This is a genomic window from Streptomyces sp. NPDC047072 (assembly GCF_040643855.1).
In the GTDB taxonomy this organism is placed as follows: domain Bacteria; phylum Actinomycetota; class Actinomycetes; order Streptomycetales; family Streptomycetaceae; genus Streptomyces.
In genome coordinates, this window is record NZ_JBEYVC010000098.1 from 1 (window position 1) to 13,341 (window position 13,341).

The 13,341-nt window shown below is 71.6% G+C and carries 10 protein-coding genes and 1 riboswitch; of the genes, 1 reads left to right on the forward strand and 9 read right to left on the reverse strand.

Annotated elements, in window-relative coordinates; all coding sequences use genetic code 11:
• The 9 genes from ABZ896_RS32600 to ABZ896_RS32640 form a co-directional block, all read right to left on the reverse strand.
• Positions 1-855 (reverse strand): cobyrinate a,c-diamide synthase (locus ABZ896_RS32600; protein ID WP_360936946.1); only part of this gene is annotated, 855 nt, incomplete at its 3' end.
• Positions 852-1,460 carry a cob(I)yrinic acid a,c-diamide adenosyltransferase gene (gene cobO, locus ABZ896_RS32605; RefSeq protein WP_360936948.1) on the reverse strand — a complete coding sequence of 203 codons (609 nt, stop codon included), beginning with the start codon at positions 1,458-1,460 and terminating at the stop codon, positions 852-854. The genes cobO and ABZ896_RS32600, both read right to left, overlap by 4 nt.
• Complete coding sequence (locus ABZ896_RS32610) at positions 1,460-3,448, reverse strand: putative cobaltochelatase (RefSeq protein ID WP_360936950.1); 1,989 nt, start codon at positions 3,446-3,448, stop codon at positions 1,460-1,462. The genes cobO and ABZ896_RS32610 overlap by 1 nt, the downstream gene beginning before the upstream one ends.
• Positions 3,445-7,116 (reverse strand): cobaltochelatase subunit CobN, encoded by a 3,672-nt coding sequence (gene cobN / locus ABZ896_RS32615; RefSeq protein ID WP_360936952.1) that lies wholly within the window; start codon positions 7,114-7,116, stop codon positions 3,445-3,447. Before cobN ends, ABZ896_RS32610 begins: the two co-directional genes overlap by 4 nt.
• Positions 7,113-8,603, reverse strand: coding sequence for a cobyric acid synthase (locus ABZ896_RS32620; protein WP_360936954.1), 1,491 nt, complete (start codon positions 8,601-8,603; stop codon positions 7,113-7,115). Before ABZ896_RS32620 ends, cobN begins: the two co-directional genes overlap by 4 nt.
• Positions 8,600-9,550: a cobalamin biosynthesis protein gene (locus tag ABZ896_RS32625; protein ID WP_360936956.1), complete on the reverse strand. Its 951-nt coding sequence runs from the start codon at positions 9,548-9,550 to the stop codon at positions 8,600-8,602. The genes ABZ896_RS32620 and ABZ896_RS32625 overlap by 4 nt, the downstream gene beginning before the upstream one ends.
• Positions 9,551-9,586: 36 nt before the next feature.
• A riboswitch (cobalamin riboswitch) is annotated at positions 9,587-9,719 on the reverse strand.
• 136 nt (positions 9,720-9,855) lie between these two features.
• Positions 9,856-10,077 carry a hypothetical protein gene (locus ABZ896_RS32630; RefSeq protein WP_360936958.1) on the reverse strand — a complete coding sequence of 74 codons (222 nt, stop codon included), beginning with the start codon at positions 10,075-10,077 and terminating at the stop codon, positions 9,856-9,858.
• A gap of 19 nt (positions 10,078-10,096) precedes the next feature.
• Positions 10,097-11,347: an inorganic phosphate transporter gene (locus ABZ896_RS32635; RefSeq protein WP_360936960.1), complete on the reverse strand. Its 1,251-nt coding sequence runs from the start codon at positions 11,345-11,347 to the stop codon at positions 10,097-10,099.
• Between the two features lie 99 nt (positions 11,348-11,446).
• Positions 11,447-12,196 carry a lysozyme gene (locus tag ABZ896_RS32640; protein ID WP_360936962.1) on the reverse strand — a complete coding sequence of 250 codons (750 nt, stop codon included), beginning with the start codon at positions 12,194-12,196 and terminating at the stop codon, positions 11,447-11,449.
• 193 nt (positions 12,197-12,389) lie between these two features.
• Here ABZ896_RS32640 and ABZ896_RS32645 point away from each other — a divergent pair, with 193 nt between their 5' ends.
• Positions 12,390-13,130 (forward strand): class II aldolase/adducin family protein, encoded by a 741-nt coding sequence (locus ABZ896_RS32645; protein WP_360936964.1) that lies wholly within the window; start codon positions 12,390-12,392, stop codon positions 13,128-13,130.
• Positions 13,131-13,341 lie beyond the last annotated feature (211 nt).

Consider the following 13,341-nt stretch of genomic DNA (forward strand, 5'->3'; position numbering starts at 1 on the left):
CGCCCTCGACAACGACGCCACGGCCGCCGCGATAGGCGAGCGCTGGATCGGCGGCGCCGACCGCGCGGGCAGCTTCCTGTTCCCTTCGGGCCGATGGGGGTCTGGGGGCGCAGCCCCCAGGGCCTCGGCCGCAGACCACGCCGCACACGACAACGCACCCGCACCCCGCGCCAGCCCCAGCAGCCCTTCCAGATCGCACCCTTGAGCAACCTGCTCCGCCATCGCCGCAACCGCATCCACCGCAGCCGCCCGCCGCTCGGCAACCGGCACCAGCCCCAAGTGCCGCGAAGGCGTATCCACTTGAGCCACCCGCCGCAACACCCCGAACACCGGCACCCCGACCGAGTCCAACGCCTCCCGCAGCAAGGCCTCATGGCGGTCCGACGCGACCTTGTTGAGGATCACGCCCCCGACCCGCACCTCGGGATCCCACGACGCGAACCCATGCACCAGAGCGGCCACCGACCGCGACTGCGACGACGCGTCGACGACCAGCACCACCGGCGCCCGCAGCAACTTCGCGACATGCGCGGTGGACGCCAGTTCACCCTCCCCCGCGGCCCCGTCGAACATCCCCATCACCCCCTCGACGACGGCGATGTCACACCCCCGCGCCCCGTGCAGGAACAACGGCCCGACCAGCTCGGGCCCGCACAGATACGCGTCGAGATTCCGCCCCACCCGCCCGGTCGCGAGCGAGTGGTAGCCGGGATCGATGTAGTCCGGCCCGACCTTGTGCGGGGACACGGCAAGCCCCCGCGCGGCGAACGCGGCCATCAGACCCGTGGCGACGGTGGTCTTGCCGCTGCCCGAGGAGGGCGCGGCGACGACCAGCCGAGGGACGGAGGAACTCACCACTCGATGCCCTTCTGGCCCTTCTGCCCCGCGTCCATCGGATGCTTGACCTTGGACATGTCGGTGACGAGATCGGCGAAGTCGACCAGTTTCTCGGGAGCGTTCCGCCCGGTGATGACGACGTGCTGGGTCCCGGGCCGGTCCCGCAGGACCGCGATCACCTCATCGGTGTCCACCCACCCCCAGTGCATGGGGTAGGCGAACTCGTCGAGTACGTACAGCCGGTACGTCTCGGCGGCCAGATCCCGCTTGACCTGCTCCCAGCCCTCCCGGGCCTTCTCCTCGTTGCTGAGGTTGTCCCCCTGGAGATCGCGCTGGACCCAGGACCAGCCCTCGCCCATCTTGTGCCAGTCGACGGACCCGCCCTCACCGCTGGCGCCGAGCACCCGCAGCGCGTTCTCCTCGCCGACCTTCCACTTCGCCGACTTGACGAACTGGAACACCCCGATGGGCCACCCCTGGTTCCAGGCCCGCAAGGCAAGCCCGAAGGCAGCGGTCGACTTGCCCTTGCCAACCCCCGTATGCACGACCACCAGCGGCCGGTTACGACGCTGACGGGTCGTCAGTCCGTCGTCCGGCACGACACTCGGCTGCCCCTGCGGCATTACGCGGCCCTCCTCTGTACGTCCTTGACCAGCCCGGCGATCGAGTCGGCCCGCAACTCGTCCAAAGTGACCGCCGTACCCCCGAGTTCACCCGCGAGCCGCCCGGCCAGCCCCAGCCGCACGGGCCCGGACTCGCAGTCGACGACCACGGAGGCGACCCCGTCGGCGGCGAACAGCCGGGCCGCCCGCGAAGCCAGCGCCACCGGCTCCGGCCCGCCCGTGGCCCGTCCGTCCGTCACCACGACGACCAGCGCCCGCCGCGCGGGATCCCGCAGCCGCTCCACCCGCAGCACCTCGTGCGCCCGCAGCAGCCCGGCCGCGAGCGGGGTACGGCCACCCGTCGGCAGGGTCTCCAGCCGGGCCGCCGCCGCGTCCACCGACGAGGTCGGCGGCAGCGCGACCTCCGCGGCCGACCCCCGGAACGTCACCAGTCCCACCTTGTCCCGCCGCTGGTACGCGTCCAGCAGCAGCGACAGCACGGCACCCTTCACGGCGCTCATCCGCTGCCGCGCCGCCATCGACCCGGACGCGTCGACCACGAACAGCACGAGGTTCCCCTCGCGCCCCTCCCGCGTCGCCTGCCGCAGATCGTCACGGCGTACGACGAGCCCGCGCCCCGACCGCCCCCGCGCCCGCTGATGCGGCGCGGCCGCCTGCACGGTCGCCGCCAAGTGCAGCTTCGTCAGGGCCCCTTGGGGACGCCGGGCCCCGGTGGTCCGCCCGTGCTCGGTCCGCGCCCGCGACCGCCGCCCGGCGGCACCCTCACCGATCCCGGGCACGCTCAGCGCTTTGGTGCGGAACGGCTCGGAGGCCCGTACGGCGGACTGTTCCCCGGAACCGGCACCGCCGGCCTGAGGCTCCCCACTGTCCCCGGCCTCGGGCTGCGCACCGGAACCGCCGTCGGCCTCAGGACCGTCGGACGACGGCGGCTGCCCACCCCCACCGGGCCCGTCCGGATCCGGATCCTCGTCCTCGGAACCGCTGAACTCCTCCAGCGTCTCGTCGAGCTTGTCCTCGTCAAGTCCCGGCGCGTCAAAGGGATTCCGCCGCCGCCGGTGCGGCAGCGCGAGCAGCGCGGCCTGCCGTACGTCCTCGGCGAGCACGTCGGTCCGCCCGGCCCAGGCCGCCAGCGCGGTCGCCGTCCGCGCCATCACGATGTCGGCGCGCATCCCGTCGACCTCGAACGCCGCACAGGTCGCCGCGATCTGCCGCAGCGCCCCGTCGCCCAGCCGCACCGACGGCAGCAACTCCCGCGCCGCGACGATCCGTTGCCGTACGGAAGCCTCCTCGTCCGCCCAACGGGCCGCGAAACCGGCCGGATCGTCGTCATACGCGAGCCGCCGCCGGACGACCTCCACCCGCTGGTCGGGCTCCCGAGAGGCCGCGACCTCGACGGTCAGCCCGAACCGGTCCAACAGCTGGGGCCTCAATTCACCTTCTTCAGGGTTCATGGTCCCGACGAGCAGGAACTTCGAGGCATGCCGCACGGAGACGCCCTCGCGCTCGACGTACGAGGCGCCCATCGCGGCGGCGTCCAGCAGCAGGTCGACCAAGTGGTCGTGGAGCAGGTTCACTTCGTCGACGTAGAGGATGCCCCGGTGCGCGTCGGCGAGCAGTCCCGGCTCGAAGGCCTTCACGCCCTCCGCGAGCGCCCGCTCGATGTCGAGAGCGCCGACCAGCCGGTCCTCGGAGGCCCCGACGGGGAGTTCGACCATGCGGGAGGGCCTGGAAGCGCCCGTACCCGACTCGTGCGGCCCGTCCGGGCACGCCGGGTCCGGCGCCGAAGGGTCGCAGGAGAAGCGGCACCCGGCGACGACGGACACCTCAGGCAGCAGCGCCGAAAGGGCCCGTACCGCCGTCGACTTGGCGGTGCCCTTCTCGCCGCGCACCAGCACCCCGCCGACCGCCGGGGACACGGCGTTCAGCAGCAGCGCGAGCCGCAGGTCGTCCTGGCCGACAACGGCCGTGAAAGGGAAGGGGGTTGTCACTGGTCGTCGCCCTCCAGGTCGCCCTCGAGCTCCAGATAGGTGGCCCGCAGCCGCTCCAGCGTGTCCGCGTCCGGTTCCGCCCACAGCCCCCGGTCGGCGGCCTCCAGGAGCCGTTCGGTGATACCGCGCAGCGCCCAGGGGTTGGACTGCTTCATGAAGTCCCGGTTCTCCGGGTCGAAGACGTACTCCGCGCTGAGCTTCTCGTACATCCAGTCGTCCACGACCCCGGCCGTGGCGTCGTAGCCGAAGAGGTAGTCGACGGTCGCCGCCATCTCGAAGGCGCCCTTGTAGCCGTGCCGCCGCATGGCCGCCATCCAGCGCGGGTTGACCACCCGGGCCCGGAAGACGCGATGCGTCTCCTCGCCCAGCGTGCGGGTCTTCACCTGGTCCGGAGTCGCCGAATCACCCACGTACGCCTCGGGGTTGGCGCCCGTAAGGTGGCGCACCATGGCCACCATGCCGCCGTGGTACTGGAAGTAGTCGTCGGCGTCGACGAGGTCGTGCTCCCGGGTGTCGACGTTCTTCGCGGCGACGTTGATCCGCTTGAACGCCGTCTCCATGTCCCCGCGCGCCGCCCGCCCGTCGAGCCCGCGCCCGTAGGCGTAGCCGCCCCAGACGGCGTACACCTCGGCGAGGTCCGCGTCGGAGCGCCAGTTCCGCGCGTCGATCAGCGGCAGCAGCCCGGCGCCGTACGCCCCCGGCTTGGAGCCGAAGATACGTGCGGTGGCGCGCCGACGGTCACCGTGCTCGGCGGTGTCCTCGTCGGCGTGCGCACGTACGAAGTTGCGGTCGGCGGGCTCGTCCAGCTCGGCGACCTTGCGCACGGCGTCGTCGATCAACCCGACCACGTGCGGGAACGCGTCCCGGAAGAAGCCGGAGATCCGGACGGTGACGTCGATGCGGGGACGCCCGAGTTCTTCGAGCCCGATGACCTCGAACCCGGTCACCCGCCGCGAGGCCTCGTCCCACACCGGCCGGCACCCCAGCAGCGCCAGGATCTCGGCGATGTCGTCGCCCTGCGTACGCATCGCGGACGTGCCCCAGACGGTCAGGCCGACGGACTTCGGGTACTCCCCGGTGTCCTGGAGGTACCGCTGCACCAGCGAGTCCGCGAGCGCCTGCCCGACCTCCCAACTCAGCCTGGACGGGATGGCCTTGGGGTCGACGGAGTAGAAGTTCCGGCCGGTCGGCAGGACGTTGACGAGCCCACGGGTGGGGGAGCCGGACGGCCCGGCCGGGACGTAACCGCCGTCCAGCGCCTTGAGGATGTGGTCGATCTCGTCCGTCGTCTTCGCGAGCCGTGGCACGACCTCGTTGCAGGCGAACTCCAACACCGCGACGGCGTCCGGGAGTTCGGTGCCGAGGACCTCCCGTACGAGAGAACGGCTCTCGGCGACCGCCCAGCCGCGCTCCTCCATGCCCTCCGCGACCCGCCGGCACAGCTGTTCCAGCAGGTCGATGGCGTCCGCGGCCGTGCGCGCCGGCCCCTCGACGAGGTCGGACAGCTCCACCGGCACCTTCACCGGCGCCCCCGGCTCGGCCAGCAACTCCTTCTCGCTGAGCCCGAAATGGGCCGCGAAGGAAGCCCTGAGCCCCGGCAGCGCGTTCGCCTGACCGCCCCACACCTGCGAGGCGCGCAACACGGCCAGCACCAGGTTCACCCGGGCCTCGTCCACCGGCCCGCCGCCCAGGATGTGCAGGCCGTCCCGGATCTGCACGTCCTTGATCTCGCACAGATAGCCGTCGATGTGCATGACGAACTCGTCGAAGTCGGCGTCGTCCGGCTGGTCCTCGACATGCAGGTCGTGATGGAGCTCGGCCGCCTTGACCAGCGTCCAGATCTGCGCCCGCACAGCAGGCGCCTTCGTCGGGTCCAGGTCGGAGACCAGCGCGTACTCGTCGAGCAGCTGCTCCAGCTTGGCCAGGTCGCCGTAGGTGTCGGCCCGCGCCATCGGCGGCACCAGGTGGTCGACCACGGTGGCGTGCCCGCGCCGCTTGGCCTGGGTGCCCTCGCCGGGGTCGTTGACGATGAACGGGTAGATCAGGGGGAGTTCACCGAGCACGGCGTCCGGTGCGCAACCGCCGCTGAGCCCAAGTCCCTTGCCGGGCAGCCATTCCATCGTGCCGTGCTTGCCCATGTGGACGATCGCGTCCGCGCCGAAGCCCGCTTGAGAAGATGCAGTCTCCAGCCATCGATAAGCCGCCATGTAGTGGTGCGACGGCGGCATGTCCGGGTCGTGGTAGATCGCGATCGGGTTCTCCCCGAACCCGCGCGGCGGCTGGATCATCACGACGACGTTCCCGAACTGCAGGGAGGCCAGCACGATGTCGTCCCCGTCGACGTACAGCGAGCCCGGCGGCTCACCCCACGCCTCCAGCATCCCGTCCCGCAACGACGGGTCCAACTTGTCGAACCACGCCCGGTAGTCGGCGAGCGGCACGCGCGCGGGCGCGGCGGCCAACTGCTCCTCGGTGAGCCACTCGACGTCGTGCCCACCGGCGTTGATGAGCCGGTGGATCAACTCGTCGCCGTTGTCCGGATGCCCCTCGACGACGTACCCGGCATCCCGCAGCGCGTCCAGCACCCGCACCGCCGAAGCGGGCGTGTCAAGGCCCACCGCGTTCCCGACCCGCGAGTGCTTGGTCGGATACGCGGTGAACACCAGCGCCAGCCTCTTCTCGGCGTTCGGCTTGTGCTTCAACTCCGCGTGCCGTACGGCGATCCCGGCGACCCGCGCGGCCCGCTCCGGGTCGGCCACGTACACCGGGACGTCGTCCGGCCCCTGCTCCTTGAACGAGAACGGCACGGTGATCAGCCGCCCGTCGAACTCCGGGATCGCGACCTGCATGGCCGCGTCCATGGGGGAGAGGGCGGCGTCGGACTCGTCCCAGGCCGCCCGGGACGACGTAAGACAAAGCCCTTGCAACACCGGCACGTTGAGGTCGGCGAGCGCCCCGATGTCCCAGGCCTCCTCGTCCCCGCCCGCCGACGCCTCGGAGGCATGGGTGCCACCGGCGGCGAGGACGGTGGCGACGAGGGCGTCGGCCTTGGCGAGCAGCTCGTACAGCCCGGCGTCCGCTCCGCGCAGCGAACCGCAGTACACGGGACGGGCGTTGGCCCCCCTCGCCTCGATCGCGTCGCACAGGGTGTCCACGAAGGCGGTGTTGCCGCTCAGTTCATGGGCCCGGTAGAAGAGCACGCCGACGGTCGGGCGGCCCTCTTCGTAGCCGTACGAGCCATGAACGCCGAACTCCGGCATCTTCTGCGGCTCGACGAACCCCTCACCCGTCAGCAGCACGGTGTCGGACAGGAACCGCGCGAGCTCCACCAGGTTCGCGGGCCCGCCCTCGACGAGGTACCGCAGCGCCTCCGCCACCACACCGGCCGGCACCGACGACTCTGCCATCAACTCGGCGTCCGGCACCGACTCCCCGCCCAGCAGCACGGTCGGGATCCCGGACGCCTTCAGCGCGGCCAGCCCGTCCTCCCAGGCTCGCTTGCCGCCGAGCAGCCGTACGACGGCGATGTCCGCGCCCTCGACCAGCGCGGGCAGATCGGCCGTGACGTCGACGCGCGTCGGGTTGCCGATCCGGTAGGACGCGTCCGTGGCGGCCCGCGCCGCCAGCAGGTCCGTGTCGGCGGTCGACAACAACAACACAGTGCTCATGCGGGCGCTCCCGGTGGAATGAAAGGCAGTCCTTGCGGCGCGCCGGACTCGATGAGCCGCCACAGCGCGTCCGTGTCCGCGTGCTGTTCGATCAGGTCGCCGAGCCGGTCGAGCTGCTCCTCGCGCAGCGCGGCGAACGAGGTGTCGGGGGCCGGCACGAACCGGCGGCCCGCGGCGGCCGCCACCTCGCGCAAAAAGGCCCGCCGGAAGCCGTCCGACTCCAGGGAGCCGTGCCAATGCGTGCCCCAGGTCTGGCCGACCCGGCAGCCGTCCAAGAAGGCGTCTCCGCCGGCTACTTGGGCGACCCCGTGATGGATCTCGTACCCCTCGACCCGTTCCCCGAGGGCCTCGCCCACGGGCCGGGTGAGGGTCTTCTCCCGCGCGAACCGCACGCGGACGGGCAGGACACCGAGGCCGTCGACGGCGCCGACGCGCGACTCGACCTCGTCCTCGATGTGCTCGCCGAGGATCTGGAACCCGCCGCAGATACCGAGCACCGGACGCCCCTCCGCGGCCCTTCGGACGAGCGCCTCCGCCAGCCCCCGCTCGCGCAGCCACTCCAGCGCGCGGACCGTCCCCCGGGTCCCCGGGATGACGACGAGGTCGGCGTCGGCCAGCTCCTCCGCCCGGTCCACGAACCGCACCACGACACCGGGTTCGGCGGCGAGGGCGTCGGTATCGGTGAAGTTCGACATGAGCGGAACCGCGCACACGGCCACCCGCAGCACGTCCTCGCCCACCGGGGCGGAGGCTCGGGTGTTCCGGACCCCCATTCCGTCCTCCTCGTCGATCCCGAGCCCGTGCCGGAAGGGCAGCACGCCGTACGTGGACCGCCCGGTGAGCCCGTGGAGCATGTCCAGCCCGGGTTCCAGGAGACTGACATCCCCCCGGAACTTGTTGACGAGGAACCCGGCGACAAGCGCTTGGTCCTCGGGGCTGAGCAGCGCGACGGTCCCGAAGAACGAGGCGAAGACACCGCCCCGGTCGATGTCCCCGACGACCAGCACGGGCAGCCCGGCGTTCCGGGCGATCCCCATGTTCACGATGTCGGTCCGCCGCAGGTTGATCTCCGCCGGACTCCCCGCCCCCTCACAGATCACCGCGTCATACGTGCCCCGCAGTTCGGCGAGACAGTCGAGCACGGTCCCGAGCAACTTCTGCTGCCGGCCCCCGTGATACCCACGAGCGCTCAACTCCCCGACCGGCTTCCCGAGCAGCACGACCTGACTGCTCTGTTCCCCACCGGGCTTGAGCAGCACGGGATTCATCAGCGCGGTCGGCTCGACCCGGCAGGCCTGCGCCTGCATGGCCTGCGCCCGCCCGATCTCCGCACCCTCCTTGGTGACAAAGGAGTTGAGGGACATGTTCTGCGCCTTGAACGGCGCGACCTTGACCCCCTGCCGCACCAGCCACCGGCAGATCCCGGCCGTGACGACACTCTTGCCGGCGTCCGAGGTGGTCCCGGCGACGAGAAGCCCCCCGCTCATGCCGTACGTCCCTTCCGGATCAGCCGCGCGGCGACCGCACCGGCACCGAGCGCGAGCAGACCGACGCGCCGCGACAGCCGTACGGCACGCTCGATGTCGTACGAGGCCACGGCGCGCCCCTCCCGATTCAGCACGGGCCGGTGCTCGACCCGCCCCGCGTAGGACAACGTCCCCCCGAGCCGCACCCCGAGCGCCCCCGCGAAGGACGCCTCCACAGGCCCGGCGTTGGGGCTCGGATGCTTGCCGGCATCCTCCCGCCACGCCCGCACGGCACCCCGCGGATCACCCCCGGCCACCGTCGCGAGTACGGCGGTCAGCCGCGCCCCCGGCCACCCGGCGAGGTCGTCGAGCCGGGCGGAGGCCCACCCGAACCGCCGGTACCGGGCCGACCTGTGGCCCACCATGGCGTCCAGCGTGTTGACGGCCCGGAACCCGAGCAGCCCCGGCACCCCGCCGACCGCACCCCACACGAGCGCCCCCACGACGGCGTCGGAGGTGTTCTCGGCGACGGACTCGACGACGGCCCGGGCGATCCCGTCGGCGTCGAGCGCCTGCGGATCCCGCCCGCACAGATGCGGCAGCCGCTCCCGCGCGGCCTCCACATCCCCTTCGTCCAGAGCGCGCCCGATGCTCCGGGCCTCGCGCGCGAGGGACGTGCCCCCGACAACGGCCCAGGTGGCGGCGGCGGTCAGCGCGACGGAAGCGGTACGGGACGGTCGTACGACACGCTGGGCCAGCGCACCGAGGGCGACGGCACCCCCGACACACACGGCGGTGTGCACCGCGCCCCGCCCCCGGTGATCCCGCCACAGCGCCCGCTCCACGGCCCCGGCGGCCCGCCCGAACGCGGCGACCGGATGCCCCCGACGCGGATCGCCGAGCAGCAGGTCCCCCAGAAGTCCGGCGGCGGCGCCGTACGCGAAGACGCGATCAGGGCAGGCGGGCATCGCGTTATGTCCTCACTCAGGGTGTCCACGCCCTGGTTCGACGAGACCGACGACGAGAGTTCCTGGCTCCCGGGGCTACCTACCCCGGTCACAGTGGCGGGACCGCGCCGGACTCACACCGGCTTCCTCTCCTGCCGTCGTACATGGCCCCGGCAGTCCACCACGGTGTTGGAAGGGCAGTCAACTTGCTGTTGACCTGCGATGGAGGAGTGTGCAGAACCCCACACGGGGACTGTTCCCGGGGCCACGAAAAAAGGGGTGCGGGACGGTGATCCGTCCCGCACCCCGTGGTGCGCGTGTGGCCGTCAGGCCACGATCAGCGAAATCCCGTACGCCACCGCCGCCGCGCACGCGGCGAAGCAGGCGTAGGCGCCGGTGACCGCGAGGGGCGCGGAGCCGCCCTCGGTCTGGGCGCGCTCCTGGCGGGACAGGCCCATGATGCCGAGGGTGAACAGGGCCACCAGGCCCACGGTGACCACGAGGCTGACGCCGAAGACGGAGCCGAGGGCTTCCCAGTCGATCTTCATGGTGTTGGTTCCTTGGGGCTCAGACGGCGGCCGGCGGGGTGGCCGGGTCCGTGGCGGTGGCGGACGTGGCGACCGGGGAGGCGATCGTGGCCGTGAGGCTCTCGCTCACCGTTCCGGCCGGCGGCGGCGTCACCGCGGCGATCGCCGTGGTCACCACACCGGGCGGCTCCTCGGTCTCGTTGACGTTGGACGCGTCCACGACCTCGCGGCGCGAGATCTTCCAGATCGCCGCGCTGGACGCGATCAGGAAGACCGCCACCACCGCGGTGCCCCAGTCGCCGAGGTCGCACACGGACTCGGCCAGCGCGCCCACCAGGGCCGCCGCCGGGAGCGTCAGCCCCCAGGCCACGAACATCCGGGTGGCCGTGGACCAGCGGACCACGCCGCCCTTGCGGCCCAGGCCCGCGCCCATCACCGAACCGGAGACGGAGTGGGTGGTGGAGAGGGAGAAGCCGAGGTGCGAGGAGGCCAGGATGACCGTGGCCGCGCTGGTCTGGGCGGCGAAGCCCTGCTGCGGCTGGAGGTCGGTCAGGCCCTTGCCCATCGTGCGGATGATGCGCCAGCCGCCGAGGTAGGTGCCGAGCGCGATGGCCAGACCCGCGGAGAGGATGACCCAGGTGGGCGGGTCGGAGTCGGGGGCGACGGCGCCGCCGGCGACCAGGGCGAGGGTGATGATGCCCATCGTCTTCTGGGCGTCGTTGGTGCCGTGGGCGAGGGAGACCAGGCCGGCGGAGGCGATCTGGCCCGCGCGGAAGCCCTTCGCGGCGGCCCTGCCGTCGGCCTTCTTGCCGAGCGAGTAGGACAGGCGGGTCGCCAGCATGGCGGCGACGCCCGCCACGATCGGGGCCGCGATGGCCGGGATCAGGACCTTGGTGACCAGCACGTCACCGTGGACCGCGCCCATGCCCGCCGAGGCGATGGTGGCGCCGATCAGACCGCCCATCAGGGCGTGCGACGAGCTGGAGGGCAGGCCCACCAGCCAGGTCAGCAGATTCCAGAGGATCGCGCCGACCAGGGCGGCGAAGATGACCTCGGGACGGATGCCGGTCTCGTCGACGAGACCCTTGGAGATCGTGTTGGCGACCTCCACCGAGAGGAAGGCGCCCACCAGGTTGAGCACGGCGGACATGGCCACCGCGACCTTGGGCTTGAGTGCGCCGGTCGAGATGGTGGTGGCCATCGCGTTGGCGGTGTCGTGGAAACCGTTCGTGAAATCGAACGCGAGTGCAGTTACCACCACAATCGCGAGGATCAGCGAGAAGTTTTCCATTTACCCAGGCATTCTTTTGAAGTCATTGGTCGGACGACCGTAAGTAACCTGGGTAAACGGAAGATGAACTGGGGCGGTCCGCACGGTGTCCAGAAGAGGCTATGTTCCCCTCGCGAACCGCTTCAGCTGACTCGCCGACCCGTTGAAGAGGTTCTGGTCGCCCGGCAGGCTGCCGCTGTTGTCGTACTGCCAGATCGTCCAGTACGACCATCCCGCGGGCAGCGCTCCCGCGTCCGCCGCGTTGTAGCGGGCCACCCACAGGGCGTGGTTGGCCGCGAAGGCACCGCTGCCGCCGGTGCAGGTGTTCCACCAGTGGGCGGTGGTGTAGATCACCGGGCGGCGGCCGGTGAGCCGCTTCACCTCGTCGCTGAAGGACTTGATCCAGCCGACCATCCTCGCCTTGGACATGCCGTAGCACTTGTGCTTCTTGTCGTACGGGTTGTACTCGATGTCGAGCGCCGGCGGCAGCGTCCAGCCGTCCGCGCTCCAGGCGCCGCCGTTGCGGACGAAGTACGCCGCCTGGCTCCTGCCGGACGACTTGTCGGGCAGCGCGAAGTGGTACGCCCCGCGGATGATGCCGGCGTCGCGCGCGCCGTTGTACTGCTGGGTGAAGTGCGGGTTGCGGTAGTTGGTCGACTCGGTCGCCTTGATGTAGACGAACCGCGCGCCCTTCGTCCTGGCCTTCTGCCAGTCGACGTTCTTCTGGTGCGAAGAGACGTCGTGCCCCTTGGGCAGGCTCGCCGCGCTCGCCGGAGTCTCGGCGAGTGCGATGCCGCCCACGGTCAGCGTGGCCACGGACGCGGCCAGGGCGCGGGTGCGGTGACGGAACGGTTTGCGATCACGGGCCATGTGTCCCCCCGGAATGGCGTCGTGCACAACGAGGCCCCGAGATTACTGGAAGATCATCGAATTGCGGTCGATCTCCGGCCAAGCCACCCGAGAGGGTGACGTATCCGTCTATGTGCCCTGCCGGAGGGTTGACTTCCGCCCTAAAGTGCCCCGCTCGACGGCGACTTGGCGGCCCGGCTGGCAGGATCGGCGCATGGACGGGCAGCAGCGGGAACCGCGGGAACCGCGGGGCGGACGGGGTGTCGGGGGCGGCGCACAGGATGCGTTCGAGTCGTGGGGGAGGAGCGCGCGTCCCGAGGAGGCCGAGGCCTGGGAGGCGCTCGTCGACACGGCCCGCCGGACCGTGTCCGACGGACTCGTCGTCGGCACCTCCGGCAATGTGTCGGTGCGGGTCGGGGACACCGTCCTGGTCACACCGTCGGGTGTGCCCTACGACCGGCTCACGCCGGACGACGTGACCGGTGTCGACCTCGACGGCCGGCAGGTCCTCGGCACGCTCGTGCCGACCAGTGAACTGCCGATGCATCTCGCGGTGTACCGCAGCACGGACGCCGGCGCGGTCGTGCACACCCATGCGGTGCACGCCACCGCCGTCTCCACCCTCGTCCCCGAGCTCCCGGCGATCCACTACATGGCCGGCGCGCTCGGCGGCCCCGTCCGGGTCGCCCCCTACGCCACCTACGGCACCGACGAGTTGGCCGAGAACATGCTGCACGCCCTCGCCGACCGCTCCGCCTGCCTCCTCCAGAACCACGGCACGATCACCCACGGCGACACCCTCACCCGCGCCTACGACCGCACGGCCCAACTGGAGTGGATGTGCCACCTCTGGCTGACGGCCCGCTCAATCCCCGACCTGCCCCCACATCTACTGACCGAGGAACAGGTCGCGGAGGCGGGGGAGAGGCTGCGGGGGTATGGGCAGCGGGGGTGAGGCGGCGGTCGGGTTGGGGCGGCCGGGTTGAGGCGGCGAGGTTGGGGTGCCGGAGTGGGGTGACCCGGTGAGGCAGCCGAGGCGCGGTCGCGGAGTCGAGGCAGCCGGGACGAGGCGGCGGGGTTGAGGGGAGCGGGCGGGGGAACTCGCGGTGGCGCGGCGCATCCCCCGACGCCGACGCCGACGCCGATCCAGGACGCGACCTCGATCC